The sequence below is a fragment of the Nocardia sp. NPDC052112 genome, from assembly GCF_040680135.1.
Taxonomy (GTDB): Bacteria; Actinomycetota; Actinomycetes; order Mycobacteriales; family Mycobacteriaceae; genus Nocardia.
In genome coordinates this window covers 341,009-367,925 of record NZ_JBFAWD010000008.1, presented here as the reverse complement: position 1 = coordinate 367,925, position 26,917 = coordinate 341,009, and the positions used below count along the sequence as shown (strand labels likewise).

26 protein-coding genes are annotated in these 26,917 nt (G+C 64.1%); 6 read left to right on the top strand and 20 right to left on the bottom strand.

Annotated elements, in window-relative coordinates:
- Positions 1-121: 121 nt before the first annotated feature.
- The 10 genes from AB0L58_RS18935 to AB0L58_RS18890 all read right to left on the bottom strand — a co-directional run bounded on the left by AB0L58_RS18935 (position 122) and on the right by AB0L58_RS18890 (position 10,019).
- Positions 122-769 (bottom strand): hypothetical protein, encoded by a 648-nt coding sequence (locus AB0L58_RS18935; RefSeq protein ID WP_364388239.1) that lies wholly within the window; start codon positions 767-769, stop codon positions 122-124.
- Positions 766-1,182, bottom strand: a complete 417-nt coding sequence (locus AB0L58_RS18930; protein ID WP_364388237.1) for a hypothetical protein — start codon at positions 1,180-1,182, stop codon at positions 766-768. The genes AB0L58_RS18935 and AB0L58_RS18930 overlap by 4 nt, the downstream gene beginning before the upstream one ends.
- Before the next feature lie 149 nt (positions 1,183-1,331).
- Positions 1,332-2,783, bottom strand: a complete 1,452-nt coding sequence (locus AB0L58_RS18925; RefSeq protein WP_364388235.1) for an MlaD family protein — start codon at positions 2,781-2,783, stop codon at positions 1,332-1,334.
- A complete protein-coding gene (locus AB0L58_RS18920) occupies positions 2,783-3,910 on the bottom strand; it encodes an MCE family protein (protein ID WP_364388233.1) in 1,128 nt (375 codons plus the stop codon). Before AB0L58_RS18920 ends, AB0L58_RS18925 begins: the two co-directional genes overlap by 1 nt.
- Positions 3,907-5,118 (bottom strand): MCE family protein, encoded by a 1,212-nt coding sequence (locus AB0L58_RS18915; protein ID WP_364388231.1) that lies wholly within the window; start codon positions 5,116-5,118, stop codon positions 3,907-3,909. Before AB0L58_RS18915 ends, AB0L58_RS18920 begins: the two co-directional genes overlap by 4 nt.
- On the bottom strand, positions 5,115-6,137 hold the full coding sequence (locus AB0L58_RS18910; RefSeq protein ID WP_364388229.1) for an MCE family protein: 1,023 nt from the start codon (positions 6,135-6,137) through the stop codon (positions 5,115-5,117). Before AB0L58_RS18910 ends, AB0L58_RS18915 begins: the two co-directional genes overlap by 4 nt.
- Positions 6,134-7,156, bottom strand: coding sequence for an MCE family protein (locus AB0L58_RS18905; protein ID WP_364388227.1), 1,023 nt, complete (start codon positions 7,154-7,156; stop codon positions 6,134-6,136). Before AB0L58_RS18905 ends, AB0L58_RS18910 begins: the two co-directional genes overlap by 4 nt.
- Positions 7,153-8,319, bottom strand: a complete 1,167-nt coding sequence (locus AB0L58_RS18900) for an MCE family protein (RefSeq protein ID WP_364388225.1) — start codon at positions 8,317-8,319, stop codon at positions 7,153-7,155. Before AB0L58_RS18900 ends, AB0L58_RS18905 begins: the two co-directional genes overlap by 4 nt.
- Entirely contained in the window at positions 8,316-9,200 is an 885-nt protein-coding gene (locus AB0L58_RS18895; RefSeq protein ID WP_364388223.1) for an ABC transporter permease, read from the bottom strand. The genes AB0L58_RS18900 and AB0L58_RS18895 overlap by 4 nt, the downstream gene beginning before the upstream one ends.
- Positions 9,201-9,212: 12 nt before the next feature.
- Positions 9,213-10,019 carry an ABC transporter permease gene (locus AB0L58_RS18890; RefSeq protein WP_364388221.1) on the bottom strand — a complete coding sequence of 269 codons (807 nt, stop codon included), beginning with the start codon at positions 10,017-10,019 and terminating at the stop codon, positions 9,213-9,215.
- 281 nt (positions 10,020-10,300) lie between these two features.
- On the opposite strand from AB0L58_RS18890, the gene AB0L58_RS18885 reads away from it, so the two are divergent.
- Positions 10,301-11,335 (top strand): MBL fold metallo-hydrolase, encoded by a 1,035-nt coding sequence (locus AB0L58_RS18885; RefSeq protein ID WP_364388219.1) that lies wholly within the window; start codon positions 10,301-10,303, stop codon positions 11,333-11,335.
- Between the two features lie 66 nt (positions 11,336-11,401).
- Here AB0L58_RS18885 and AB0L58_RS18880 read toward each other — a convergent pair whose 3' ends face one another.
- Positions 11,402-12,382 carry a nitronate monooxygenase family protein gene (locus AB0L58_RS18880; protein WP_364388282.1) on the bottom strand — a complete coding sequence of 327 codons (981 nt, stop codon included), beginning with the start codon at positions 12,380-12,382 and terminating at the stop codon, positions 11,402-11,404.
- A 262-nt stretch (positions 12,383-12,644) separates the two neighbouring features.
- A complete protein-coding gene (locus AB0L58_RS18875) occupies positions 12,645-13,241 on the bottom strand; it encodes an alpha/beta hydrolase (protein ID WP_364388217.1) in 597 nt (198 codons plus the stop codon).
- Between the two features lie 398 nt (positions 13,242-13,639).
- Between AB0L58_RS18875 and AB0L58_RS18870 the strand changes: the two genes are divergently transcribed.
- Positions 13,640-14,365, top strand: coding sequence for a TetR/AcrR family transcriptional regulator (locus tag AB0L58_RS18870; RefSeq protein WP_364388215.1), 726 nt, complete (start codon positions 13,640-13,642; stop codon positions 14,363-14,365).
- A gap of 3 nt (positions 14,366-14,368) precedes the next feature.
- Here AB0L58_RS18870 and AB0L58_RS18865 read toward each other — a convergent pair whose 3' ends face one another.
- Positions 14,369-14,560, bottom strand: coding sequence for a ferredoxin (locus AB0L58_RS18865; protein WP_364388213.1), 192 nt, complete (start codon positions 14,558-14,560; stop codon positions 14,369-14,371).
- A 77-nt stretch (positions 14,561-14,637) separates the two neighbouring features.
- On the opposite strand from AB0L58_RS18865, the gene AB0L58_RS18860 reads away from it, so the two are divergent.
- The 3 genes from AB0L58_RS18860 to AB0L58_RS18850 all read left to right on the top strand — a co-directional run bounded on the left by AB0L58_RS18860 (position 14,638) and on the right by AB0L58_RS18850 (position 17,634).
- Positions 14,638-15,264 (top strand): TetR family transcriptional regulator, encoded by a 627-nt coding sequence (locus AB0L58_RS18860; RefSeq protein WP_364388211.1) that lies wholly within the window; start codon positions 14,638-14,640, stop codon positions 15,262-15,264.
- A gap of 68 nt (positions 15,265-15,332) precedes the next feature.
- Positions 15,333-16,484, top strand: coding sequence for an acetyl-CoA C-acetyltransferase (locus tag AB0L58_RS18855; RefSeq protein WP_364388209.1), 1,152 nt, complete (start codon positions 15,333-15,335; stop codon positions 16,482-16,484).
- A 1-nt stretch (position 16,485) separates the two neighbouring features.
- Positions 16,486-17,634, top strand: a complete 1,149-nt coding sequence (locus AB0L58_RS18850; protein ID WP_364388207.1) for an acyl-CoA dehydrogenase family protein — start codon at positions 16,486-16,488, stop codon at positions 17,632-17,634.
- Between the two features lie 322 nt (positions 17,635-17,956).
- Here the strand turns inward: AB0L58_RS18850 and AB0L58_RS18845 are convergent, their stop codons facing one another.
- The 5 genes from AB0L58_RS18845 to AB0L58_RS18825 form a co-directional block, all read right to left on the bottom strand.
- Positions 17,957-19,120, bottom strand: a complete 1,164-nt coding sequence (locus AB0L58_RS18845; RefSeq protein WP_364388205.1) for a CaiB/BaiF CoA-transferase family protein — start codon at positions 19,118-19,120, stop codon at positions 17,957-17,959.
- Between the two features lie 409 nt (positions 19,121-19,529).
- Entirely contained in the window at positions 19,530-20,903 is a 1,374-nt protein-coding gene (locus AB0L58_RS18840) for an aldehyde dehydrogenase family protein (RefSeq protein WP_364388202.1), read from the bottom strand.
- Positions 20,900-22,165 (bottom strand): cytochrome P450, encoded by a 1,266-nt coding sequence (locus AB0L58_RS18835; protein ID WP_364388200.1) that lies wholly within the window; start codon positions 22,163-22,165, stop codon positions 20,900-20,902. Before AB0L58_RS18835 ends, AB0L58_RS18840 begins: the two co-directional genes overlap by 4 nt.
- A gap of 33 nt (positions 22,166-22,198) precedes the next feature.
- Entirely contained in the window at positions 22,199-23,746 is a 1,548-nt protein-coding gene (locus tag AB0L58_RS18830) for an acyl-CoA synthetase (protein WP_364388198.1), read from the bottom strand.
- Between the two features lie 40 nt (positions 23,747-23,786).
- A complete protein-coding gene (locus AB0L58_RS18825; RefSeq protein ID WP_364388196.1) occupies positions 23,787-24,191 on the bottom strand; it encodes an SCP2 sterol-binding domain-containing protein in 405 nt (134 codons plus the stop codon).
- A 257-nt stretch (positions 24,192-24,448) separates the two neighbouring features.
- Between AB0L58_RS18825 and AB0L58_RS18820 the strand changes: the two genes are divergently transcribed.
- Positions 24,449-25,009, top strand: a complete 561-nt coding sequence (locus AB0L58_RS18820; RefSeq protein WP_364388194.1) for a TetR/AcrR family transcriptional regulator — start codon at positions 24,449-24,451, stop codon at positions 25,007-25,009.
- Here AB0L58_RS18820 and AB0L58_RS18815 read toward each other — a convergent pair.
- Positions 24,977-25,963, bottom strand: a complete 987-nt coding sequence (locus tag AB0L58_RS18815; protein ID WP_364388192.1) for an acyl dehydratase — start codon at positions 25,961-25,963, stop codon at positions 24,977-24,979. The two genes, AB0L58_RS18820 and AB0L58_RS18815, sit on opposite strands and share 33 nt — an antisense overlap.
- On the bottom strand, positions 25,960-26,838 hold the full coding sequence (locus tag AB0L58_RS18810) for a CoA ester lyase (RefSeq protein WP_364388190.1): 879 nt from the start codon (positions 26,836-26,838) through the stop codon (positions 25,960-25,962). The genes AB0L58_RS18815 and AB0L58_RS18810 overlap by 4 nt, the downstream gene beginning before the upstream one ends.
- Between the last annotated feature and the right edge of the window lie 79 nt (positions 26,839-26,917).

Below are 26,917 nucleotides of genomic sequence, written 5' to 3'. Positions count from 1 at the left end.
GACCTCACCCGAGGGCAGCGTCAAGGAGACGTCCTGCCAAATACGCTGTGAACCGAAGGATTTGGTAACACCCTCGGTCCTGACCTCGACGCCCATGATGGACTCCTTTTCCGGATTACTGTCAGACAGGTGTGATGTCGGAGATCAGCCAGGTCCCCGCGGCATCGGCCATGGTTACCCGGATACGGCTGCCGTCCAGCCGCGGCCCCTGGTACTTGGTGCTGGTGGTCTCCTGATTCAGGAACAACAGCAACGTCACCTTGTCGCTGTCGGCGGAGACCACCGAGGCGCCGACGATCGTGGCCTTCGTGACGATCGAATCGCGGTGTGCGGCAGGAATGATCACACTCGTGCCGAGCTTCCCGAAGTCGTCGCGGAACTTTCCGGTCAGATTCTGCGAGACGGCAGGGAATTCGGTGTCGATGGTGTTGTAGTCATAGGAAAGCACCTTGGGAATACGCGATTGCGCGGACTCGCGCGCCGCGCTCGCCGCCGCCACGGTGGCGCGGTGATCCGCCGCGCTCCGAGCGAAGACGATCGTAGTCACCGCCCCCGTGCCCACCAGTAGGCCGAGTACCACAAGAGTCGCGATGGCCGAGCGGCGGCTCAAAGTCGACAGCCGATGGATCCGGCGACGAATCCCGACTCGCTTGCCCGAGTCGGTGCGGGCGGTAGGCGATTCTTCCTGCTGCTCTTCGCTTTTCGTATCGATCGCGGTGTCTGCCACGTCGAGGTCCTCGATATCGGCGATTGCGGTGTCAGTGGTCATGCGACGAACTCCACGTTCGAGACGAGCCAGCGGCCGTCGGAGTGGTCGAGGGTCATCTTCATGCGGTAGACCCGCTGCTGCCCCTCGGGGGCTTCGGTGTTCTTGACCGTGGAGGTGACCGCGGTCAGCACGGTGGCGTGCGCGTCATCGATATCGGCGAGGCCGGATTCCTTCACCTCACCGGTGGATTCGACCTTGCCGTTCTGCAGCACGCTGGCGAAGTTGCCGGAGATCTTGTCCCACTGGTCGTGGAACGCCCCCGTCGAGTCGGCGGCTATCGCGTCGAGGTTCTGTTCGGCCGAGGAGTGATTGAGCGTGACGAGCTGCACGGCAATGCGATTCGCGGCTGCCCGCGCCGCGTGATCGCGGTCGTCGGCACGTGCGTTATCGCGGACATCGAGCCCGAACTTCACGCTCACACCTGCCAGAACCAGGGCGGCGACAGTCGATAGCACGATCGCCCATGCGAGCCATGGCCTCGACGGCCCCCCGGGCGACTCCGCCTGGTCGACGTCCAGTTCTCCCCGACTCGGGGCCTGCGCCCCAGTTTCTCGATCGACTTCTACTTGATCAGCAATGATTGCCATCCCTGGTTCTCCTCTCCGTAGGCGGCGCTACGGGCCGACAGCCCGAAGACGTAGGTGAGACCGTCGGGGCCTCGGAAGGTGCCGTCGCCTTCGGCGTACGGCACGGCCAGTGCGGCCGGCGCGGCAGTTCGCGGTGCGGCGGCGGGCTCGGGATGCGCGGGCGCATTTGATGCGGTCGGCCGCGGTACCGCCACCGGCTCCGAATCACCAGGGTGCGCAAGCATTTCCGGCCAAGTCGACGGCAGCCCCTTCGGGCAGTTGGCGACCTCCGCGGTACGGACGGACGGATCGGTGGCGCAGGGTGTGTTGCGGGCGCCGCGAATAACCTTCGGTTCGTCCGGGGCGACCTTGCAGTAGTTGTCGCGCGGGACCTCGGCCGGACCGGTGTCGGACGGGTCGCGTCGTTGCGTGGCCTGGTACCCGTCGGTGCATGGTGGCGGGTTCAGGGTATTGCCGAGTTTGACGTCCAGCGCCGCGGCCGGCGCGAGCATATTGCCGTCGGTCTGGAATCCTGCGCCCACCACGCTGTAATCGACAGCCGCGGCGAGGGCCGGGTAGACCACCAGGATCTGGCGCAGTCCGGGAACGTTGACACGCACCACCTGACCAACGGTCTGCAGATCAGCCAGCATGGTCGGCAACGGTGTGCTCAGGTCCGTGAGTGTGCCCGCGACGGTGTCCGCGGCGGACGGGCCCTGGTCGAGCACGCCGCGGAAGTCGCCGTCGCTGTGCACGAGCTGGTCAGTGAAGGAACCCAGATCCCGTACCGCGGAACGGAGTTCGGTGCGCACCGAGTTACCGGTGCGCAGCAACGGCTCCGCGTCGTTGATCAGCGTGACGGTCGGCCCGATATCGGCTTGGGCCAGATCGAGGAACCTCGCCGAGGATTCGATCAATGAGGCGAGCGCGGGACCGGTGCCGTTTACCGCCTGGAAGGTCTCGTCCAGCGCGGCATGCAGTGAGTCGGTGGACACACTGGCCAGCAGGGCCTGCGTATCGTCGAGTACCTTGCTCGTCGGGATGGGCACGGTCGTTCGTGACACGGGAATCGCCGAGCCGTCCGCGAGGTAGGGGCCTCGCTCGTCCGACGGAATCAGGTCGACGTACTGCTCACCGATCGCGGACGTGCTCTTGATCACGGCCGCGGCCGCGGCCGGAATGTGCCAGCCGGTGCGCAGCTGCATCCGAACCCGGACGGTGCCGTTGTTCAGATCCACGCCGGTGACCCGGCCGACCTCCACGCCTCGGTAGGTCACCGACGCGGATTCGTAAATCCCACCGGCGTCGACGAAATCGGCTGCCACCGTGTAGGTTCCGATCCCGGTGACGCGCCGGATGCCGATGTAGTTGATGGCGCCGTAGACCAGGCTGACGGTCGCGAGCAGTGCGAATACGATCAGCTGGCCCTTGATCAAGCGGGTCTTCATCACCGGCCTCCGTCCTGGTCGTTGTTCACGGGTGCGGGCGCAGGGCCGGGACTCGTTCTGGTCGGCGCGATCAGTGGATCGACCGCCCGGTTGGACATCGGAATCAAGTCACCGAGCGGAATACTGCCGATGATCTTGTCGCGGATGGTCTCGACGCTGAGGTCGAGGGTGAGGAACAGATTCACGTAGTCGCCCTTGATAGCCTTATCGGCGACCGTGACCGGGAACGGGAAGGTCGCGGCGACGAGCAGGGAGCCGGTGAGGTCGGACCCGGCCGCGGCCAGTTGGCTCAAAACCGGCTGGAGGTTGTGCAGCTCTTCGGTGAGGTCGTCACGACTGGACTGCAGCACCTGCGCCGCTCGCTGACCGAACACACCGACTCGGTCGAGCATCGATACCAGCTGTGTTTTCTGCTCGCCGAGGATGCTCAGCGCCGGCTGGATCTGCTCGATCCCGGTGCCGAGAGTGTCCTTCTGCCGGGCGAGTTCCTGGGCGAACGAGTCGAGGCTGTCGATGGCACGCACAATGTCCTCGCGCTGGGCATCGAGGCCGTCGACGAACGTGGCCAGGCGGCTGAACGACCGATTGATCGCGTCCTCGTGACCGGCGAAACCCTGGTTCAGCTCGGACATGATGGTCCGGATCTGTTGCAGGCCACTGCCATTGAGCACGAGCGACACTGCGGCGAGCACCTCTTCGGTCGCCGGGTACTCCGAACTCGCCGACAGCGGGATCACATCCCCGTCGCGCAGTTGTTCGCCACCGGATGTGTCTGTGGGCGTGGTGAGTTCGAGATACTGGGCGCCGAGCACACTGGTCTGCGCCAATCTTGCTTTCACGGTGGCGGGCAGGCGCACACCCTTGTCGAGCTTCAGGGTGGCCACCGCGATGTTGTGACGCACCGCGATAGAGGTGATCATTCCTACGGTGACGTTGTCTGCCTTCACGAACGAATTCGCCACCAGATTCTGCGCATCACGCAACTCGACCTGGACGGTATAGGCGCCGTCGTGAATCGCGTTGCCCGGCAGTGGAATCGAGTTGGCACCGTCGAACCGGCACCCGGCTGTGAGTAGCGCGCTCATGAGCAGCACACCGCCCGCGCGCACCATGGTGGAGGATGTCATCGTCCTGCTCCCGGGATGAGTATGTCGGTCAGGCCGGGGATGGCCGGCAATCCGGGCGGCAATCCAGGAACTCCGCCGGTCGGACTCGGCGCCGGAGCGGGTGCCGCGCCGCCCATGGCCGCCCGAGCGGCCGCGCCGAACAGATCCCCGAAGTGCGCGCTCGCGCGCGAGCACTCTTCCTGCGGTGCGTTCACCGTGGTCAGCAGCGCGCAGATCAACGACATCGGATCCGGGAAGTCCGGTAGCGCCAGATTGCCGGTCAACGAGTGCGACTGCGGATCGTAGATGTTGTAGAAGTTGTCTATCGCCGTCGGCCCGAGATGCAGGATCTGGGCAAGATCGTCCTCACGGTTGACCAGCAGCTGCGTGATGTGGGTCAGGTTCGCGACATTCTTGGTCAGCGCGTCACGGTTGTCGGCGACGAACGTCCGGATCTGCGGCAGCATCGCCTGCATGGACTGCAGGGCCGCGGCCAGCTGAGTCCGATTGTCGTTCAACAGATTCGATACCCCGGCGAGCTGGTTGACAAAGGCCTGGACCTGGTTGTCGTTGGCGGCGAGGGCCGAAACGACGGCCTGCACGTTCCGCACCGTCGCGAACAGATCCGGGCCGCCGTCGGCAAGGGTCCGCATCGCCTGCGACAGATTCACCAGTGTCTGATTGAGCGTTGCCCCGTTGCCCTGCAACGCCCTGGCGGTCGCGTCGGTGAACCGAGTCAGCGTCCCGGTGGGGTCGCCGTCCTTGGGGCCGAGCTGCGTGGCCAGATCGGTGACTTGACGCTTGATCTGGTCGTATTCGATAGGAACCGCGGTGCGCTCGAGCGGGATCACCGCACCGTCGGCGAGTGTGGGCTCGCTGCCGCGTTTGGGTGTGAGCTGGATGTATCGACCCGACACCAAGGTCGGGGCGACGATGACGGCATGGGTATCGCCGGCGACCGGATGTGATGCGTCGAAATGCATGGTGATCCGGACGCGATCGCCGACCGGTGTGATGTCGTCGATCTCACCCACCGCAACACCGCGCAACGTCACCCGGTCACCCGGGTAGAGCCCCACCGAGTTGGTGAAGAACGCGGTGATACGCACGGTCGAACGGTTGCTCACCCACCACGTCGCGGCAGTGGTCACCAGAGCCACGGCGATCAGGACGGCCAGGATCCGGCCGGGCAAGGGGGTACGGGATATACCCGCGCGCAGGGATTTCATCGGTGACTGCCTTGTCCAGGGCTACCCGGCTGCTGCCCATTGAGGTTCGCCGGCGCGATGTTCTGCAGCAATGCGCCGAAGAACGGCCCGCTGGCGACCGCCTCGCCGAGCTGGCTGACATACGGGCGCAGCCCGAGAATCGCGGAGTTGATGTTGTCGTAATTCGTATTGAGCAGGCCCACGACCCGGTCCAGTTCGGCGAGCATCGGCGCGGTGGTCGCGGTGTTGTCCTTGACCAGGGCGCGCAGCTCGTCGCTGACGGTCTTCACCTTCGTCAGCAGCGCCCGAATGACCTGTGCTCGGTCGTTGAGCGCCGCGAACAAGGATCCGCCGTCGGTCATCAGCGCGGTGAGATTCTGATTGCGCTCGGCGAGAACGCCGGTGACCGAGTTCGCGTGCCCGAGCAGATCGCGTAACGCGCTGTCACGGGAGCCGATCGTCGCCGACAACCGTGATACGCCGTCGAGCGAGGTCTTCAAGTTGTCCGGCAGCGTGTCCATCACCTTCGACAGGCTGTCGACCGCGTCGGCCAGCTGCTTCTTATCCGTGCCCTGCAGGCGGCCGGTGAGCTGATTCAGCGCTTCGGTGAGATCGAATCCGGATGTGGTGCGGTCCAACGGAATTCGTGTCACCGAGCGACCGTCGCCGTCGGGCCGCAATTCGATGAACCGCCGACCGAGCGCCGTCTCGACCTTGATCGCCGCCATGGTGCGGCTGCCGAGGGCCTGTCCGTGTGTATCGATCTTCAGGGTGATATCGACGTGGTCGCCGCTGAGCCCGATGGAATCGACCTTGCCGACCTTGATGCCCGAGATCTGCACCGCGTCACCGGTAGTCAGCCCACTGGCGTCGGCGAACTCGGCCACGATCGTGCTGCGTCCTGGCCACCACGGGATGTTGTCGTAGTTGAAAACAATTACCAGCAGCGTGATCAAGATCCCGGTGCCGACGAGTCCGAGCTTGACCGGATTGCGTTCGGAGAACATCTTCGGCTGCTTGTGCAGCTTCTGCTTCGTCATTTGGCTTGGCACCTTTCGGCGGGAGCGACGAACATCGGGGTGTCCTGGTGGCCGCCGCCGATGGCGGGGTATCGGATCGCCAGACCGCATACGAACCAGTTGACGAAGCTGCCGTAGCTGCCGATCCGCGTGATGAGTGGAAAGGTCGTGGGCAGCTTCGCAAGCAACAGCGACAGGGTGCTCGAGTCGGCGTCGAGGTTGCTCGCCAACTGCTTCAGCCCCTCGATATCACCGCCGATGGCGGGCCGGTTGTCCACCAGGAGTTGCGCGACTTCGGCCGCACCCGCGTCGATTTGGTCCAAGCCCGCGGTGATGGTGGCGCGGTCGCTGTCGAGCCCGCTGATCAGGGACTGCAGATCGACGACCAGATGGTCGAACTTGTCACCGGTGTCGTGGATGGCGCCGAGCGCGACGTCCAGGTTCTGGATCGTCTCGCCGATCACCTGGTCGCGGTCGGCGAGGGTGTTGCCCAGCGACCCCATCTGCCGGATGAAGTCGGCGATGCTCTGCTGCTGACCGTTGAGCACCGCGATCAGGGACGCGGACAGCTTGTTGGCATCGTCGGGATCGAGGCCTTGCAACAGCGGCTTGAACCCGTTGACCAAGCTGTCGATATCGAGCGCGGGTTTGGTCTGCGACACCGGAATCGGATCACTTTCCGACCGCTGCCCCGAACCGTCCGGCGGCACCATCACCTCGAGATAGCGGTCGCCGATGAGGTTCTTGTACCGGATCGCGACAGTGGAGCTGCGCAGGACCGCGATGTCACGGTCGACGGAGAACGCGATCTCGACGAGCTTGTCGTGCGCGAAGTCCACCGACTTCACCTTGCCGACAGGCACTCCCGCGACCTTCACGTCGTCGCCGACCTTCATCCCCGATGCGGAGGTGAACAAGGCGTGGTAGCTGCGGGTGGACACGAAGCGCAGGTCACCGATGACCACGACGAGCATGGCCGAGACAATGGAGGTGATCGCCAGGAAGATCGTCAGCTTCACTCCGGCGTGGCGGGCGGTCATCGGGTCAGTCCGTAGATCAGCGGGGCGAAGGGATTGCCGATGAAGTCCTCCGCCGACCGGGCCGGGCCGTACACCGTTGTGCCGGTGTTGAAATCGGTGTGGCCGAGCGGCGCACTGCCGGGTCCGAAGGGATAGCCGTGGCAGCTCGGCGGATTGGCGGCACCGTTCACCGGAAGATCCTTCGCGTAGGTGTACGGCGGGTCACCCATCAAGATGGTGCCCAGGGCGTTCAGGCCCGGTCGCCCACCACCGAACGCGCGCTCGAAGTACTTGCGAGCGTCATTGAGCGCGGAAAGGAAGCACGGGTACGTCGGGGCCTGCTCGGCGAGGACACGGGCTGTCGGCTCCAACGCCTGCACCGCGCCGATGAGCGGGGTTGCCGAGGAGTCGAGGAACGAACTGCCGGTATTGCCGAAGTTGGTGAACGAGAGCAGGAAAGCGCTCAAGCCGGCCTGCTTCTCGACGATCGTGGAACTGGTGGTCGAGAAATTGCGCATCGTCGTCATCAGGTCGGGAGCTGCCGCTGCCAGGGTGTCCAGGTTGTCGGCGGCCAGCGGGACGTCGCGCCGCAGCGTCGGAATCGAGTCGTTGAACTGCCCGAGGTAGCGGTCGAGGGCGACCATGAGGTCCCCGAAACGTCCGCCATGCCCGTCCAATGCGGTCCCCAGAGCGGTCAGGGTCGCGTTGACCTTCTGCGGCTCCAGGGTTTTCAGAACGGTGAGCAGCGTCTGGAAGATGTCGTTGATTTCGACGGTCACCTTCGAGCCGTCGATGATGGTCCCGGCCGTCAGTTCGGTGGCCGCCGGCTGTTCGGGCAGCAGCAGTGTGACGAACTTACGTCCGAACAGTGTGGTAGGCGCGATTTCGGCGCCGACATTGGCCGGCAGACGTCGAGCCTGACTCGGATCCAGATCGAGGGTGAGCTTTGCCCGTTCGTTGTCGAGGTCGATCGTGCTGACCCGACCGATCACCACGCCTTGCACCTTGACGTCCGATCCGGGTGCCATCAGCAGACCGGCTCGATCGGAATACAGGTATACGCGTGTGGTCGACACGAATGTGCCACTGCAGGAGGCGATCGCACCCGTCACGGCCAAAACGAACGCGAATACGGCGCTCAGGCCCAGGGTGAGTGCACGGCGGCGGGAGACTTCGAGTTTCATCCGGACACCCGCACCGTCGAGTGAATGCCGCCGTAGACGGCGATGCCGATGATGAGGTCGATGATCATGATCGAAATGAGCGAAGCGCGCACCGCGCGCCCCACAGCCACGCCGACACCCGCCGGTCCACCGGAGGCGTGGTAGCCGTGGTAGCAGTGCACGGACATGACCACCAGTGCGAAGGCGATCACCTTGACCAGCGACCAGAGCACGTCGCTCGGCACCAGGAACACATTGAAGTAGTGCGAGTAGGTGCCCTGGGACTGGCCCGACAGCACAATGCTGACAAATTGGGTGGAGGCGTACCCCATGAAAAGCGCGATCCCATATAGCGGCACGATCGCGATCAACCCGGCGAGAATGCGAGTGGTGACCAGATACGGCACCGCGGGCACCGACATCACTTCGAGCGCATCGATCTCCTCGCTCACCCGCATCGCGCCCAACTGCGCGGTGAATCCGGCGCCGACCGTCGCGGTGAGCGCGACACCAGCCACAACGGGAATGGCTTCGCGAGTATTGAAAAAGGCGGAGATGAAGCCCGACAACGCCTCGATCCCGACTCGGCCGAGTGAATTGCTGCCCTGTTGACCGACTTCGTAACCTGCTGCGGCCGTGAGGAATCCGACGATCACGATGGTTCCGCCGATGACCGCAAGCGCACCAGTGCCCAGACTGACCTCGGCCACCAGCCGAATCGTCTCGCGCCGATAGCGACGGAGAGTGCGCGGTATCCAACCGATACCATGCAAATGGAACGACAGCTGATCACCGAGTCCGGCGACCCCGTCGACCGGGCTCGAGGCAGCACTGAAAACCCTGTGCCCCAATCGTTTCCGACGCAGCGCGTCGGAAACGCCGTATTCGCTGGATGTACTCATCTCATGGTCCGTTCAGTTCAGCCACAGGGTGGTGATGATGGAATTGGCGAGGAACAGCAGCACGAAGCTGAAGACGACGGTTTGATTGACCGCGTCGCCGACGCCCTTCGGCCCGCCCTTCGCATTTAGTCCCAGATGGCAGGCGACCAGCGCCGCGAGCAACCCGAATACACCGGCCTTCAGCTCACTGACCAGCAGATCCGGAATTCCGGTGAGGATCGGGATCGCGGTGATGAACTGGCCCGGAGTCGCCCCCTGCAGGAACACCGCGTACAGGTATCCGCCCGTCAGGCCGACCGCGGTCACCAGACCGTTGAGGAACACCGCCACCATGGTGGAGGCGAGCACTCGCGGCACTACCAACCGCTGCAACGGGTCGATCCCGAGTACCCGCATGGCGTCGATCTCCTCGCGGATGGTCCGAGATCCGAGGTCGGCGCAGATGGCCGTGGCGCCACAGCCCGCGACCACCAGAACCGTCGCCACCGGGCCGATCTCGCGGATGACCGCCATGCCCGCACCGGCGCCGGACAGGTCGATGGCACCGACTTCGTTCAGCAGCACATTGATCTGGAAGATCACCATGACGCAAAACGGGATCGCGATCAGCAGGGTCGGGACGATCGACACGCTCGCGATGAACCACGACTGCTCGATGAATTCGCGAACCTGGAATGGACGCCGCGGGACCATGCGCAACGTATCCAGTGTGGTTCCGAAGAACTGTCCCACGGCACGCGGCACGATCGCGGCCTTGGCCGCCGCACCGCCCCAGCGCCCCGGTGACGATCTCTCGACGGACACAGCACTGTCCACCATGAACGAGCCTTCCCGCTTTACTTCTGGTCAAATGAACAGAAGTCTTATCTATGTTTGATTAAATTCCATGACCGGACGGCTCCCGTGATGTCATAGCGCGGGAGGTATGCGAGCCGATGTCGCGCGATCCGAATCGGCGAACACAGTGTGCCCCGGATCACATCGGAAGCGTAACATAAGTCAGCTTATCCGCAAGTGTCGCACCCCACTCGATCTGCGAACACTTTCTAATCTAGAGTAGATAAGCAATATCCCCATAGCGTGAAAAGGGAGTGGTGCATATGCCGCTGGTTACCGATCAACCCGAGGATTGGACCGAACCCGGCGCTCACCCGGTCGCGCGCGGTATCCATCGCGTCCCGCTCCCACTCCCCCTCGATGGGCTCGGCACCGTCAACGCTTACGTATTGGAGACCGCAGACGGGCTCGTGGTCATCGACCCGGGCTGGTACGGGCCGCAGACCGAAACCGCCATGACCGCGGCGCTGCGCCACCTGGGCTACCGGCTCGACGACATTGTCACCTGCCTCGCCACCCACCACCACTGGGACCACTACTCCCAGGCCTACGCCTGGCGCAGCACACTCGGTTGTGAGCTGTTGGTCGGCAGGGAAGAACGCCACAGCATCATGGGATACCGGACCGATGCCGGACGGTTCCCCAATCACGCCCAGTTGCTCACCACGTGCGGCGCCCCGGAACTCGCCCGGGAACTCGCCTACACCCCGGCACCCGAAAACGAGACGGGTATTTCCTTCGGGGCGCCGGACCGCTGGCTCGAACACGGTGACCGAATCCGGCTCCGCTACGGGGACATCGAGGTGATCTCGACGCCCGGACACACCCGGGGGCACGTCGTGTTCAATCACGCCGACAGTCGATTGCTGTTCTCCGGCGACCACATTCTTCCGCACATCACGCCGTCGATCGGTTTCGAATGGGCGCCCGAAGCACATCCGCTGCGCTCCTACCTTTCCTCCCTGGAACTGGTGCACGGGCTCCCGGACTCAGCCGTGCTGCCGTCGCACGGTCCCGTGACCACCAGCAGCCACAGCCGCATCGAGCAGCTGCTGCACCACCATCAACGTCGGTTGGACAAAATCTGCGACGAGGTCGCCGCAGGTTCGTCGACCGCCTACGAGGTGGCCAGCGCACTGCGATGGACTCGCCGGGAATGCCAGCTCGACGAACTGCCGATCGACCACCAACTGTCCGCGGTTACCGAAATCCACGCGCACCTCGATGTGCTGGCCATGCTCGGCCGGGTGAGCTACACGGATCGGCGCAACGTGCGCACATACGCTCTCAGCGTGTAATCGGCTGGGCCCCATACTCGATCGCCGGTTCGGCGAACAGCCTCAGCTGTCCGCCGAACCATCGTGTCAAGCGTTCACCCATGCCGCCGCGGTGATGGAGTCCACCGCCTGTTCGTACTCGGCCCGCATTCGCTCCACGATCGCCGCAGTGCTCTCGACCTTGTCGATCACGCCGATACCCTGGCCCGAGCCCCAAATCTGACTCCACGCCTTCGGTTTCGACTCGTCGGCAACCGAGCCGAACGTATGCGTGAGGGCAGTGGGCAGATTGTCAGGATCCAGCCCGGCATCGGAAATACTGCTTCGAAGGAAGTTGCCGTGCACGCCAGTGAAGTAGTTCGAGTACACGATGTCGGACGCCGCGCTGTCGACGATGCACTGCTTGTATTCGGGAGCGGCGTTGGCTTCCCTGGCCGCGATGAATGCCGAACCGACATATGCGAGATCAGCGCCCGCCGCCTGAGCGGCCAGCACCGATCGGCCGTGCGCGATCGCACCGGACAGCAGCAGCGGACCATCGAACCACTGCCGGATCTCCTGCACGAGCGCGAACGGGGACAAAGCCCCCGCGTGACCGCCGGCACCGACGGCGACAGCGACGAGCCCGTCGGCGCCCTTCTCGATCGCCTTTCGCGCGAACCGGTCGTTGATCACATCGTGCAGCACAATTCCACCGTAGGAGTGCACGGCTTCATTGACGTCCGCGCGAGCGCCGAGCGAGGTGATGACCAAAGGCACCCGATGGCGCACGCACTGCTCGAGATCATCTTCGATGCGCGCATTACTCTTGTGCACGATCAAGTTCACCGCGAAGGGCGCCGCCTTGCGCCCGCCGTCGATTGCCGCGTCGTGAGCGGCCAATCGCTCGGAAATCTCCGCCAGCCAATCGTCCAGCATGCTCACCGGTCTCGCATTGAGCGCGGGGAACGACCCGATGACACCTGAGATACATTGTGCCACAACGAGTTCCGGACATGAGACGATGAACATCGGGGCGGCGACGACCGGCAGCGCGAGTCGTGAGCACAGGACATCTGGAAGCATCAGCTACTACCGTTCATGGTTCGGCCGACCGGGGCATCCGGTCGGCGGGCAATTTTTACATTATATTAAATTAATCTGAGAAGAGGCAGCGCCCCGCGATACAGCGTCGCGGAAATCCGGGATGCGCTGGACCTCGACGATCAGGTACCGGTCCAGCTCTGCGACGTGCGCACGCGGGATTCCGCCAAGAATGTCCTTGCGCAGTTGCTCGAGCACCTGATCTCGGTACATCCACCACGCGCGTAAGGCCGGTGGACACAACGACTTACGCTGATCGCACGGTGCGCCCGTATGCCGAATCAACGAATTCCCTGATCTCGCCCGCGATCAGGACCGGCGCCTCGAGCATCGGCACGCGCCCGACCCAGGGCAGCGTCTTCGATGCGATCGCGGGCATTTTCGCAACGATTCGCCGACCGTACCGTGCCGGTGGGATCACCCGGTCCCGCCCGCAGAACAGCACGTTCGCTGGAACCTCGACACGCCGCATGGCGTCCACGGCAGTGGTATCCGAATCGTTGGCGACGCTGTCGAAGCAGCGGCAGTGTGCCGGGGCCTCGATCGTCACGGCGGCCAGCTGTGGTGACACATTGCTGGGCCGGTGCGCGAACCAGCGCAGCAGTGCACGGCGCGCCATATCCGGCACGGCCGGATGGGCCGCGAACCGCATGGCCGGCGCTACCCGGCAGAAACTGCGGAACTTCCGCCGGACGTCGTCGGCGGCGGTACCAGACTCCCAGAGTCCAGCAGGCGCAACCGCGGTCACCGACCGCGCCCGGCCACGAGCCGCGAGCTCCAAGGCCAGCCAGCCACCGGGCGAGTTCCCGGCCACGTGCGCACCGGCCCATCCGGCGGCGTCCATCTGGCGCTCGAGGAAAATCCGTGAACCCGGCGATCGTCAGCGGCCGATCGAGCTCCGGACCTCCCCAGTGACCGGGCAGGGTCGGCGCGAGCACATCGAAGTCAACGTTCAGCTCGTCGAGTACGCCGCCCCACGATTGCCAGTTGAGGGTGAACCCGTGCACGAGGAGCACGCGTTCACCCGCGCCTGCCCGGTAGGCTGCGGGAGGAACCCGCCGAACGCTTCGTTGCGTCGCCCATAGTGCATCCCGAGGATCTCGAGGCCCGGTCTCGGTTCAGACAGGCCGACACAATATCTTATAACATAGATTCGAAAATCTGGACAGAACAGGATAAACCGGTTCCACAGTGTGCCGTGTCACCAAAGGGCTCACAACAGAGCTGCCCTATAGTTGAACGGTGGCTAGAAAACCAAAGGTGCAGCAAAACGCGACAGACGAGGATCATGCCGCGGAGACCAAATCGGCCAGGACTCGTCAGCGCATTCTGGACGCCGCTGCTCATGTGCTGAGCATGAAGGGCTACGCCGGGACCCGGCTGAGCGATGTCGCCGAGTACGCCGAACTCCAGGCTCCCGCGATCTATTACTACTTCCCCTCGCGTGAAGAACTCATCGAGGAAGTCATGTGGAGTGGAATCGCCGAGATGGTCAAACATCTCCAGGGCGTCCTCGACGAGATTTCCAGTGATGTCTCGCCGATCGACCGCATTATGATCGCGATCGATGCCCACCTGCGCCACGAACTCGAACTCTCCGACTACGCGACCGCGGCGATCCGCAACAGCGGCCAGATACCCGAGCATCTGCGCGCCCGCCAACTCGCGGAAGAGGCGAACTACGGCACGATCTGGCGCAAACTGATCAAAGACGCCGCCGCCGAGGGACAGATCCGGAGCGAGCTGGACCTGCACGTCACACAGATGCTCATCATGGGTTCACTGAACTGGGCCGCGGAGTGGTGGACGCCTCGCCGAGGATCGCTGGAAACCGTTATCCGTACGGCACAATCATTGATTCGCACCGGGATCGCGACACCTGATGCGTCCGGCGAGCCCACGCCGCCGCCGCGGCGCCGACGTGCACCGCGGAGGTCGACAATCAAAGCCGAAGCCGAATCCGCCTGAGACTCAGCTCACGATACGGAGCGCCTCCGTCGGGCACCCCTGCACCGCCTCTTCGACGGCGGCGAACTCCTCGTCGGTGACGCCCTCCTCGAGCTGGACGAGTTCGCCGTTGTCGTCGATTTCGAAGAACGCCGGAGCCAGGGACTCGCAGATACCCAGCCCCGTGCACTTGCTCCGATCGACCACAACCTTCATCATTGCCTCCTTTGATGCTAGTTTTGAATCAAAGATAAATTAGATTACCCCACCGGTCAATAGACGAGGAGCCGATGATGACCATCGCATCCCCGATGAACGCCACTCGAGAACGCATCCTCGCCGCGGCCGCACACGTCCTCAGCCGGCGCGGTGTCGCGGGCACCCGCCTGGCCGACATCGCCGCCCAGGCTCAACTGCGCACACCTGCCGTCTACTACTACTTCCGATCACGCAACGAGCTGGTGGCCGAGGTGATGCGGGAGGGGCAGCGCCGGGTGCGCGAACATGTCCGGCACACGATCAGCTCGGCTCCGCCGGGGACTCCGGTGATCGAGCTGATCGATGCGGCCGTGGCGGCGCACTTGCGTATCGAGCTGGAGCTATCCGACTTCGCCTCGGCGGTGACCCGCAATGCCGGTCAGCTACCTCCGGATATCGCCGCCTCTCTACACCTGGAAAGCGCTGCCTATCACGCGATTTGGCGCGATCTACTGGAACGACTCGCCGACTCCCGAGCGTTGCGCCCAGGACTCGATATCGGCATAGCGCGCATGCTCGTTGTCGGGGCACTCAACTGGACAGCGGAGTGGTGGAATCCCGACCATGATTCACTCGACAACCTCATCGCGACCGCACAGTCGATCGTGCGCAACAGCCTCGCCACCGATCGCGCCACTCCCCCCGTTCCCCGCCTCCACTAGACCTGGTCGACACTGGATAAATTTTAGTCTACATTAAATTAAGCAGCTTCACTTCACAGGAGGACCCCATGCCCGAGGCGTACATCATCGATGCCGTTCGCACCGCGGTTGGCAAGCGAGGCGGCGGCTTCGCCCAGTCGCACCCGGCGGATATGGCCGCGCATGTCATCAAGACGGTGGTCGGCCGCAATGAATTCGACCCCGCCGATATCGACGATGTGATCCTGGGCTGCCTGGACAACATCGGAGCGCAGGCCGGCGATATCGCGCGCACCGCCGCCCTCGCCGCGGGCCTGCCGGAGTCGGTGCCCGGCGTCACCATCGACCGCCAGTGTGGTTCGGCCCAGCAGGCCGTGAGTTTCGCCGCGCAGGCGGTGATGAGTGGAACCAGCGATCTCATCGTGGCCGGCGGCGTGCAGAAGATGAGCCAGTTCCCCATCCTGTCCGCGTTCCAGGCGGGCGAACCGTTCGGGTCGACCGATCCGTGGACGGGCTGCGAGGGTTGGCAGGCTCGTTACGGCGCGCAGGAGATCTCGCAGTTCCGCGGCGCCGAGATGATGGCCGAGCACTGGAACCTGAGCCGGGAGACCAACGAGGCCTGGGCATTCCAGAGCCACCAGCGCGCGCTGCACGCAATCGAGGCGGGCCACTTCACCCGTGAGATCAGCGAGTTCGCCGGCATCTCGGTCGACGAGGGACCGCGTGCCGACACCTCGCTCGAGAAGATGGCTCAGCTCAAGACCCTGACCGAGGGCGGACGTCTCACCGCGGCGGTCGCCAGCCAGATCTCCGATGGCGCAGCGTCGCTGCTCATCGCTTCGGAAGCGGCGGTCGAGCGGTACGGATTCAAGCCCCGCGCGCGCGTTCACCACATTTCCGTGCGCGGCGCGGATCCGGTGATGATGCTCAGCGCTCCGATCCCCGCCACCCAGCACGCGCTCGAGCGGGCCGGGCTGTCCAACGACGATATCGACGCCGTGGAGATCAACGAGGCGTTCGCGCCGGTCGTGCTCGCCTGGCTGGCCGAGATCGGCGCCGACCCGGCCAAGGTCAACCCCAATGGCGGCGCGATCGCGCTCGGCCACCCGATCGGCGCGACGGGCGCTCGCCTGATGGTCTCACTGCTGCACGAACTCGAGCGCACCGGCGGCCGCTACGGCCTGCAGACCATGTGCGAGGGCGGCGGTCAGGCCAACGTCACCATCATCGAAAGGCTCTGAAATGCGCCGAGGGCTTTACGAGGCCGACCACGAGGCGTACCGCGAGACGGTTCGCGCTTTCCTCGAACGAGAGGTCGCACCCCACAAGGATAAGTGGGATGAGGACCACTGGATCGACCGCGAGGTCTACAAGAAAGCCGCGGCCGCCGGCCTGTACGGACTCGAAATCGCCGAAGAGTACAGCGGTTCGGGCGTACACGACTATCGGTATCGGATGGTCGTCTGCGAGGAAGTGTCACGCATCAACGCGCTGTCGTTCAACCTGACGATCAGCTTGCAGGACGACTTGGTCCTGCACTACCTGCTCGATCTCACCAACGACGAACAGAAGCGGCGTTGGCTGCCGGGTTTCGCCGCGGGCGAGATCATCGGCGCCCTCGCCATGACCGAGCCCGGGGCGGGTAGCGATCTGCGGGGAATTCGCACGAGTGCGGTTCGAGACGGTGACCACTGGGTTATCAACGGGCAGAAGACATTCATCTCCAGCGGCATCATGGCCGATCTGGTGGTGGTCGCCGCCCGCACCGATCCGGAAGCGGGCTCGCGTGGATTCAGTCTCTTCGTTGTCGAACGGGATACTCCCGGCTTCGAACGTGGACGCAAACTCGAAAAGATCGGGCTGCCCGGTCAGGACACCTCAGAACTGTTCTTCGAGAATGCTCTTGTCCCACACGCGAATCTGCTCGGCGAGGAAGGAAAAGGCCTGCAGTACTTGATGAGTCATCTGCCACGCGAGCGCCTCGGTGTCACGGCCAAGGCGCTGGCGACCACGCGCGCGATCCTCGACCAGACCATCGAATACTGCAAGCAGCGGCGGGCTTTCAGCCAGCCGATCGCCGACTTCCAACATGTCCGCTTCGAGCTGGCCGAAATGCAGACCGAAATCGACCTCGCCGAGGCATACACCGATAAATCCGTGCTGGCCTACAACGCGGGCGAACTCGACCCTATCGATGCGGCCAAGGGCAAGTGGTACGTCAGTGAGCTCCAGAAGCGCGTCATCGACCGCTGCCTGCAGCTACACGGCGGATACGGCTACATGACCGAATACCCGGTCGGCAAGGCGTACATCGATACCCGGATCCAAACCATCTACGGCGGAACCACCGAGATCATGAAAGAACTCATCGGACGGGCGATTGCCCGCTGAGCCCGCTGGCAACCGGATACCTTCGGCTCCGCCAAGTGAACAACGCTGAGGGCCCCGAACCACAAGGTCTGGGGCCCTCAGCAACTATCGGCTGTTCATCCGGCGACTGTATCGGCCATCGCGGCTCGAATCTCGGCGCGGCGCGCTGCCTGACCGATCGCGGCGGCCATGGACCGCTCGACACCCGCACGCCGCCCGTGGAGGTGCGGAAAGTTTTCACCAGCCCACCGTGGTGATCCCGGCCCTTCGACAGTCGAATGCGCACCGCGGTCCTGTCCGGCCTGCGCCCGGACCGTACGACGCGTTCATATCTCAGGTGTGCTCAACCTGCTACGCCACGCTCGATCAGGATGTCCACGTCCACGATTCCCCACTCTGCCAGGACAGCCCGGGTGTGCTGGCCCGGCGACGGCGGTGGATTCCCCAGCGCGGTCCGCGACACCGAAAACCGCGGTGCCGGAGCGGATTGCACCGCACCGCCGTAATCGATGATCGAGCCGCGCGCCTCGATATGCGGATGTGCCGCCGCTTCGCGCAGGCTGACGACGGGAGCGACGCAAGCGTCGGAGCCCTCGAATACTTCGCACCACTGGGCCGAGGTCCGTGTCCGGAATACTGCGGCGAGCTCCGCGCGAATGACCGGCCACGCATTGCGATCGTGTTGGCGCCCCGGGTCCTCGTCAATTCCCAGCCGCGCCAGCAATTCCGCGTAGAACTTGCTCTCGATCGCGCCGACCGCCATATGACGGTTATCGGCGGTTTCATAGGTGGCGTAGAACGGCGCGCCACCATCGAGCATGTTGGCCCCACGCCGGTCGGTCCACGCGCCTGCATTGAGGAAGGCATGGATTCCCGTCAGTAGGTGGGCGGCGCCGTCCACGATCGCCGCATCCACCACTTGACCTCGGCCGGTCTGCTCCGCCACCCGTAGGGCGGCCAGAATGCCCACGACGAGATACATTCCGCCGCCGCCGAAATCGCCGACGAGATTGAGCGGAACCTGTGGCGGACCCTGGCCGTCACCGATTGCGTGGAGGGCGCCCGTCACCGCGATGTAGTCGATATCGTGCCCGGCGCTCTGTGCGAGCGGGCCGGTCTGGCCCCATCCGGTCATACGTCCGTAGACCAGTCGCGGATTCCGCTCCCAGCAGGTGTCCGGTCCCAGCCCCAGGCGCTCGGCGACTCCGGGCCGGTAACCTTCCACGACTACGTCCGCCCGCTCGAGCAACTGCAGCACGGTCTCGACCGCTTCGGGTTGTTTGAGGTCCAGGATCACCGATCGCTTGCCACGGTTGAGCAGATCCTGCTCCGGCTTGCCGGGAAACACACCGGCAGCCGCGGGACGATCGATGCGGACCACATCGGCACCGAGATCCGCCAGCATCATGGTCGCGAACGGACCCGGCCCCAATCCGGCCAGCTCGACCACCCGGACACCCGCCAGCGGGCCGGAATGTTCGGTCGCGCCGGCAGCTTCGTCAGTCATTGATCTTCTCCGATACATCTGCCCCGGTCGATAACAGAAAGACCCTGCGACCGGTGCCGAAGCCTATGTCCGGTTCGCAGGGCGCGTCGCTTGCCGCCAATGGCCGACAGCAAGAACTTCTCCATACCCGAAGCGGTGGAGAGGTGCCCTGGGACCATCGAGTTCGGGCGGCTCAGCGTCCCAGGGCACGTGTTCCTCGCTGCGCTGGGGGCTCACTCGGCAGCAAGGAGATTCGCCGGCCCGTCGGATTCGGCTCGTGCGGACGGGGCCAGTAATCCGCACGAGCCGAGCGGCACATCCGGGGACAGGAATCGGGTAACCGAGCGAGAGGCTCGTTGCCCCGGGGTGTGCCGGCTTTGCTGCCATCGGATTGTTCTGACAGCAAGGAGCTTTCATCACACTGAACGCGCTAGAAGACCTTGCGCATGATCTTCATCGCGAAATCGCTGTAGGGCGGATACATGAGCCGAAGATCTGGACGGAACGTCTTCTTCAGCACCGCTTTCCGGTGGCTCAGCGCCTCGAAACCCCAGCGACCGTGATACGCGCCCATACCACTCGCACCGACACCGCCGAAGGGGAGTTGCGGTACCAGGTAATGCATCGCGATGTGGTTGATCACCGCACCACCGGAGGGGATTTCGTCGACAAGACGCTGTTGCACCGCCGCCGATCCGCTGAAGAAGTACGCGGCAAGCGGTTTCGACCGGCCATTCACGAAAGTAATGGCATCGTCCAGACTTTCGTAGGACATAACCGGCAGAATGGGTCCGAAGATCTCGTCTCGCATCAGCGGCTCGTCCGGATCCGGATCGACGACCACGGTCGGCTCGATCGACAACGACGAACGAATGCTCCGTCCGCCGACCGCCACCGTGCCCCGTGTCTTCTCGAGGTATCCGGCGAGTCGGTCGAACTGTCGCTCATTGACGATGCGCCGACCGTCGGCACTACCGTCGCGCTCGAACTCGCCGATCCGCTCGACGATCTTGTCCACCAACCGATCCCGAATCCGGTGATCGGCGAGGACATAGTCCGGCGCGATGCACGTCTGCCCTGAGTTCATGAATTTCACCCAGGACAACCGGCGTGCGACAACATCGAGATCAGCGTCGGCGGCGACGATCACCGGGCTCTTGCCGCCGAGCTCCAATGTGACCGGGGTGAGCGTTGGTGCCGCGGCGGCCATTATCTTCTTGCCGACCTCGGTGCCGCCGGTGAAGATCGCGTGGTCGAATCCCTGGGCCAGCAGTTCCTGGGTCACGTCGGCGCCACCCTCGACGACTACGATCGCGTTCGCGTCGAAGTACTTCGGCACCAGCCGGGCCAACAGCGCCGAGGTCGCCGGTGCCAGCTCCGATGGCTTGATCACCGCGCAGTTACCCGCGGCAAGCGCCGCGATCAGCGGTCCCAGTGTCAATACGACCGGATAGTTCCACGGCCCGATGATCAGAACCACCCCGAGTGGCTCGTACTGGATCCACGCCGAACCCGGATACTGGATCGCCGACAACGGCTGCCGCTGTCTTTTCATCCAGCCGCGCAGGTGCTTGATCGCGTAGACGACTTCGCCTCGAGTGGAGGCGATATCACCGAACCACGCCTCCTGCTTGCTCCGTCCGAGATCCTCGGCGAGCGCCGCCACGATCTCGTCCTCCTGCTCATCGAGCAGCTTGACCAAATTCCGCAGCTGCTCGAGGCGCCATTCCAGGCCGCGGGTCCGCCCCGAGGCGAACCCGCGCCGCATCCGCTCGACTGCCGCGGTGACCGGTTCGGCGCTCATCGCAGCGTCGCCGGAAGATGCTTGACGGCGTGAACGAAATTGCCAACCAGGTAGGACGGCTCGCCTACCTGAAGATTCGGCGCACGGTGCAGCAATTGGTCGAAGATCTCACGCATCTGGATCTTCGCGACGAAGTTGCCCATGCAGTAGTGCGGACCACCGCCACCGAAGCCGACGTGCGGGTTCGGCGAGCGAGTGATATCGAAGACATGCGGGTCGGTAAAGACCGTCTCGTCTCGGTTGCCGGAGGAGAAGATCGTGGCAACCCACTCCCCCTTCTTGATCTCCTGCCCGCCGAGCACCGTGTCCTGGGTCGCAGTCCTGCGGAAGGTCATCACGGGCGACACCCAGCGCACCAATTCCTCGGTGGCCGAACCGATTCGGCCATCGAAGTCCTCCAGCAACAGTGCCTGCTGCTCGGGGAAATCCTGCAGCGTCCTGATTCCGTGGGAGATCGTGTTTCGCGTGGTGTCATTGCCCGCGACCGACAGCAGTACGAAGAATGAGGCGATCTCGTCATCGGTCAACCGGACGCCGTCGACCTCTGCCTGCACGAGGTTCGTCATCAGGTCCGAGGCCGGGTTCTTGCGCCGCTCCTGCGCGAATTCCATTCCCATCATCAGCAGTCCGACAAGAGAATCGTTGAGCAGTTCGACCGGTGCACGGCCGGCGGCGACGTCCTCATCCGCCCAGGCGACCATCGCATCTGCCATATGTGCCGCCTCCTCATGCTGCGATGCGGGCAGTCCGAGCATCTCGTAGATGGTCCACATGGGCAGGCGCTTGGAGACCTGGTGCACGAAGTCGAACTCGCCGTCACCGACCTCGAGCATGTCGTCGACGATGGCACGGGCCTGGTTCTTGATCTGATCATGGATCTTCGCCACCTGCTTGGGGGTGAACGCCGAGCTGATCAGCTTGCGCAGCGCGGGGTGCCGCGGCGCGTCCAGCGCCAGGAACGAGGACGCGGCCTCGAGGATATCCGCAGGCACTTCCTCGAGTTGGACGCCGAGGCCGGAGCAGAAGATATCCGGTTTCTTGCTGACCTCGGTGATCAAGCGATGGCTGGTGACCGCCCACACGCCCGCGTTCTCCGGCGGCATCAGCGCGCCTTCGATCGGAGGGTGCCAGCTGACCGGCCGTTCGGCGCGCAACACGCGGAAGGTCTCGTCGCGCTCGGCGGCCGTCTTCGACCAGAACGACAGGGGCGAGATACTGAGCGGATCGTAGGCCCGCGGAGTCGATTCGATTGCTGTTGTCATATCAGCACTTCCTTGGAAGATGATTGAGCGTCATCAGCTCTGGGGCACGGACGCTGAGCTGTACAGTTTCTCGAGCTCGCGCTTGACGAGCTTCCCGGTCGCGGTGCGCGGCAGGGAGTCGACGAAATCAACACTCTTGGGTGCCTTGTATCGCGCAACCCGTTCTCGCGCGTATTCGATGATCTCCGTAGCCATTTCCTCGGTCTGCACGACACCCGGGTGCAGTTGGACAACCGCCTTGACCTGCTGGCCCATCTCCGCGTCGGGGACACCGATCACGGCCACATCGAAGATCGCGGGATGCAGAGTGAGAACGTTCTCCACCTCTTGCGGATAGATGTTCACACCACCGGAGATGATCACGAACGACTTCCGGTCGGTCAGGAAGACGAAACCATCCTCGTCCACATACCCGAGGTCGCCGACCGCCGTCCAGGTCGGGTGTTCGGGATGCTGTGCGGCCGCGGTCTTCTCGGGATCCTTGTGGTACTCGAATGGCAGCGTCTCGCGCTCGAAGTACACCGTGCCGACCTCGCCGGGGGGCAGCACCCGGCCCTTCTCATCACAGATATGAACCGGTCCGAGAACGCTGCGTCCCACCGATCCCGGCTTCTTCTCCCACTCCGGGCTCGTGACCACGGTCAGCCCATTGCCCTCGGTGGAACCGTAGTACTCGACCAGGATCGGCCCCAACCACTCGATAACCGCGCGCTTGACATCCGGTGGGCACGGCGCGGCGGCATGGACGGCCAGGCGCAGACTCGAGATGTCGTAGCGGTCCCGAACCTCGGCGGGCAGCTGTAGCAAACGCACGAACATGGTCGGAACCACCTGAGTGACCGTCACCCGGTACCGCTCGATGGCCCTGAGCATGTCCTCGGCTCCGAACTTCTCCATCATCACCACGGTTCCGCCATAAGCCTGGACGGCGCCGCACCAACGTAACGGTGCCGCGTGGTAGACCGGAGCGGGGGACAGGTAGACATCGGATTCGTTGACGCCGAACAGTTTTCCGACCACCATGGTCAGCGGGTCGCCCGACTGGTCCACGTCGATCGGCAGCAATGGCGGCTTGATGCCCTTGGAACGTCCGGTCGTACCCGACGAGTACAGCATGTCCGAACCGCGCGGCTGCTCCCCGAGATACGGCCCAGCGCCGGCGAGACAGTCTGCGTAAGAACTGTACCCCTCGACCTCGCCTCCGAAGGCCACCCAATGTTCGACCCGTGGCGCCAGATTCCGCACCGCGGTGGCGAGTTCGCCGACTCCAGCGGAACCGATGACCACCCTCGCATCGGAGTCGTCGATGATGTAGGCAGCCTCCGCCGGCGTCAGATGCCAGTTGATCGCGGTTACGTACAGGCCGGAACGCAGTGCCGCCCAGTAGATTTCGAAGCATTCGGGCGCGTTGTCCGACAGCAGCGCGATGACATCACCCTTGCGCAGCCCGAAGTCGTGCAGCACGCGAGCGAACCGTGCCGAATTCTCGTCCAGTTCGCGGTAGGTGATCGTCTTGCCGGAACCGGCCATGATCACCGCGGGTTTGTCCGGTGTGGACAGGGCGTGGACGCCTGGAAACATTGTGCGGTACCTCTCCGCTAGATCTGTTGCACTCTGCCCGCTAGACCAAGAGGTCGGCGCGACCGTCCTGCTCGAGGCTGTCGATGTAGACCGGGTAGAGCTTGCTGGCCAGCGGAGCCAGCTTGAGCATGCTCGCGACATTCCCCCCGATCTTGATCTTGCCCTTCGCCATCGCGAGCGGCAGATTGACCTTTCCTTGCCAGTAGGCGTTGCCCGTGTCGGCCGTCATCCGCATGGTCGCGGTCGATTTGCCGAAATGCTCCTGCCCCAACTCGACCGCACCCGCGGGTGCGTCGATGACCAGGAAAGCGTCCGGTTCCGAGAACTCGAAGCCGAGAACGACACCCGTGGCCGCCAGCTTGGGGCCGATCTCCGGGTCGGCGAATGCCGACTCGAAGATGCCGCCGATGTACCTGCGCACCTCGCCCGCGTCCTTGAAGGCCATGTCGATTCCTCTCCCACGGGGCGGCACCCCTGCGTTCTAGAATATATCTTTGATTAAATTTCCGTCCGGAACTTCCCGAAAAAACTTCTGATCAGATTTCCGGGCGCCGTCGATGAATGTCGATGGATTGAGCCTTGTGGTATCCCTCACAAGCGATGCGAGTATCGTAAGCATAAGTCGACTTATGCACAAGCCCCCGGGGAAACTTGCAGCCTGACGTGGTCGACACCCCACCTGACACACCGAGACGGAGATCCATGGCCAGCAAGCAGGACTACTTCGACACCGCGTTCGAGCTACTGTCCGAGCAGGGTTACAGCGCGCTGAAACAGGCGCCGTTGTGCAAGCGGCTCCGCGTGACGACCGGGTCCTTCTACCACTACTTCGAGAACTGGTACGACTTCACCTCGCAACTGCTCGAGCATTGGCGCACCCAGCGCACGACCCAACTGGTGGAACTGGCACAGCAGAGCACAGACCCGATCGACCAGCTGGAAGCGCTACTACAGTTCGCGCTCGACCTCCCCCACCGCGCCGAGGCCGCGATCCGAGTCTGGAGCAAGGTCGACCCCGGGGTCCGCGCGGTCCAGGAAGCGGTCGACGCCCAGCGTTTGGAGGTGGTGCTGCGGGCCGCGCGGGCGATCATCGACGACGAGGACGAAGCACTGAATCATGCCCGCTGGGGTCTCTACCTCCTCGCCGGATACCAAGAGCTGGACTCCGGTGAGGATCCCGCAGCGCTCGAGTGGGTCTTGCGCAGACTGCTGAACGAGTTGACGGAGAAATCACGCGAAAAGGGCCACGTATCGCCAATCTAGAACCGGCCGTTCGCGATCGACGATCCCGCCGCCCACGAAAACCTCCGATCGAAGGTGTACCAAGTGAGCGCCGGCACCGGCCGGAACCACCTCTTCGACAGTGATCACGCTATGCAACGTGTCGCCTTCGTGAACGGGCCCGACATGGTCGCAGCCATGCCAGCCGACCACCGTTGCCAGATTCGGGAACGCCCGCGACGCCTGCGACAACGCAATTCCAATGGTATGGCCGCCGTATACCAGCCGACGACCACCGGCCGCATGTTCGTCGTGGTGCACCCTGGCGATATTGAGGCTGATCCGGGCGAGCTGCGGGGCCGCATCGACCACGTCGCCGCCGATCACCTCTACCTGCTGCCCAGCCTCCGGAATCGGGCCACTCGAGCCACGGGTCGACGACAACGCCTTTAGGTCCCAATCTTTCACTGCTGCAGTCCAATTCAGATTCGAGCCCGCACCGATTCCGTCCAGGTCATCGGCATGTCCGGTGTCGTGATCCGCACGCAGGGGCAGCATGGCACAGCGCCAGAAGTCGAGAACGTCACGGCCGTGCTGATCGACGGTGTGAATTCGCAAGGCGACCAATCCCGTCGAAGCCCGGTCGGGACGGCGCCGATTCTGCCGCAGCCCTTCCACCGTCGTCGTGGTGGTCAGGGTTTCCCCCATGTGCGGCATCCGCCGGAAAACCAGCCCGCGATAGAACAGGTTGGCTTTGACGTGATGGGTGACCACCGTGGACTGACCGATCGCTATGTCCCACACCAGAGCCGGATGCGCAAGACCGTCCGCGCCGGTCACGGCCGCCGACAGGCCATGGTCGAGAGGAAGACGAAGGCGATCGCCGACTATCGACTGGTGCACGGCCGCGAGTCCCTCGGACAACGTGACCGAGGGTGCGCCGTCGAATGCCCGGCCGCGCTCGAGCTCCTCGAAGTACGGTCCTTCCGCATTCACAGCGATACTCCGATCTTCTGCAGAGTCCTGCGCGCGGCCACCGCGATCGCTTCGTCGATCATCTGACCATCGAGTTCCACCGCGCCGCGACCCCCATCGTGAGCTGCGGCCAGCGCGTCCACCACCCGGCGCGCGTAGCGCACCTGCTCGCTCGACGGCTCGAAGGCAAGGTTGATCGGGTCCACCTGTCGAGGATGAATGGCCCACTTGGCGTCGAAGCCGATTCGCACCGCATGGCTCACTGCCGCGCCGAAGCCGTCATCGAGTCCCACACCGAGATATGGGCCGTCCACCGCGTCCAGGCGATTGGTGCGCGCGGAAGAAATCACTCTGTCCTGCACCGCGATCCAGAGCGCGGGATCGCCCCCAGCGGCCCTGCCCAGCGATGCGGCGAGGTCCGCGTACCCGGTGATCAGCGCGGACAGCCGCGATGAGGCCGAGGCGATCTGTTCGATCCGGCTCAGTCCGTCGGCGGTTTCGATGAGCGCTTCCACCACAAGCCGATCGGCACCGCCGGCACCGGCCTCGATGCCGTCGAGCAGGCGATCGACGAACTCGAGATCCCCCGGCGACTCGACCTTGGGCAGCACGATAGAACTCGCCGGGATCGCGGACCGGACAACAGCGTCGATATCCAGGTGACACCAACGGCTTCGGGGTGCATTGACCCGCACCGCAATCGAAGGCAGTTGGGTGCAATCATCCCAGGCGATCGCACCCAACGTTTCCCGCGCACGATCCTTGTCCGCGGGCGGCACCGCATCCTCGAGATCGATGACCACCTGATCCGCGCCGGAGGCCAAAGCCTTGCGTATCTTGCGTTCGTCGCCACCGGGTACGCAGAGGACCGACCTCCGCGGTGGACGTGCCGTCATCAATCAACCACCTTTCACAGTTTTTAATCTATGTTAAAGTATATTCATAATTATCGGAGTCCAGCGAGGAGACGGCGGC

Coding starts and splice junctions, on each gene's coding strand:
- AB0L58_RS18825 (WP_364388196.1), bottom strand. CDS start 24,191: ATGGCCTTCAAGGACGCGGGCGAGGTGCGCAGGTACATCGGCGGCATC.
- AB0L58_RS18935 (WP_364388239.1), bottom strand. CDS start 769: ATGACCACTGACACCGCAATCGCCGATATCGAGGACCTCGACGTGGCA.
- AB0L58_RS18835 (WP_364388200.1), bottom strand. CDS start 22,165: ATGACAACAGCAATCGAATCGACTCCGCGGGCCTACGATCCGCTCAGT.
- AB0L58_RS18905 (WP_364388227.1), bottom strand. CDS start 7,156: ATGACCGCCCGCCACGCCGGAGTGAAGCTGACGATCTTCCTGGCGATC.
- AB0L58_RS18810 (WP_364388190.1), bottom strand. CDS start 26,838: ATGACGGCACGTCCACCGCGGAGGTCGGTCCTCTGCGTACCCGGTGGC.
- AB0L58_RS18850 (WP_364388207.1), top strand. CDS start 16,486: ATGCGCCGAGGGCTTTACGAGGCCGACCACGAGGCGTACCGCGAGACG.
- AB0L58_RS18865 (WP_364388213.1), bottom strand. CDS start 14,560: ATGAAGGTTGTGGTCGATCGGAGCAAGTGCACGGGGCTGGGTATCTGC.
- AB0L58_RS18895 (WP_364388223.1), bottom strand. CDS start 9,200: ATGAGTACATCCAGCGAATACGGCGTTTCCGACGCGCTGCGTCGGAAA.
- AB0L58_RS18855 (WP_364388209.1), top strand. CDS start 15,333: ATGCCCGAGGCGTACATCATCGATGCCGTTCGCACCGCGGTTGGCAAG.
- AB0L58_RS18915 (WP_364388231.1), bottom strand. CDS start 5,118: ATGAAATCCCTGCGCGCGGGTATATCCCGTACCCCCTTGCCCGGCCGG.
- AB0L58_RS18890 (WP_364388221.1), bottom strand. CDS start 10,019: ATGGTGGACAGTGCTGTGTCCGTCGAGAGATCGTCACCGGGGCGCTGG.
- AB0L58_RS18900 (WP_364388225.1), bottom strand. CDS start 8,319: ATGAAACTCGAAGTCTCCCGCCGCCGTGCACTCACCCTGGGCCTGAGC.
- AB0L58_RS18910 (WP_364388229.1), bottom strand. CDS start 6,137: ATGACGAAGCAGAAGCTGCACAAGCAGCCGAAGATGTTCTCCGAACGC.
- AB0L58_RS18885 (WP_364388219.1), top strand. CDS start 10,301: ATGCCGCTGGTTACCGATCAACCCGAGGATTGGACCGAACCCGGCGCT.
- AB0L58_RS18925 (WP_364388235.1), bottom strand. CDS start 2,783: ATGAAGACCCGCTTGATCAAGGGCCAGCTGATCGTATTCGCACTGCTC.
- AB0L58_RS18840 (WP_364388202.1), bottom strand. CDS start 20,903: ATGAGCGCCGAACCGGTCACCGCGGCAGTCGAGCGGATGCGGCGCGGG.
- AB0L58_RS18920 (WP_364388233.1), bottom strand. CDS start 3,910: ATGACATCCTCCACCATGGTGCGCGCGGGCGGTGTGCTGCTCATGAGC.
- AB0L58_RS18860 (WP_364388211.1), top strand. CDS start 14,638: ATGACCATCGCATCCCCGATGAACGCCACTCGAGAACGCATCCTCGCC.
- AB0L58_RS18820 (WP_364388194.1), top strand. CDS start 24,449: ATGGCCAGCAAGCAGGACTACTTCGACACCGCGTTCGAGCTACTGTCC.
- AB0L58_RS18845 (WP_364388205.1), bottom strand. CDS start 19,120: ATGACTGACGAAGCTGCCGGCGCGACCGAACATTCCGGCCCGCTGGCG.
- AB0L58_RS18875 (WP_364388217.1), bottom strand. CDS start 13,241: ATGGACGCCGCCGGATGGGCCGGTGCGCACGTGGCCGGGAACTCGCCC.
- AB0L58_RS18830 (WP_364388198.1), bottom strand. CDS start 23,746: ATGTTTCCAGGCGTCCACGCCCTGTCCACACCGGACAAACCCGCGGTG.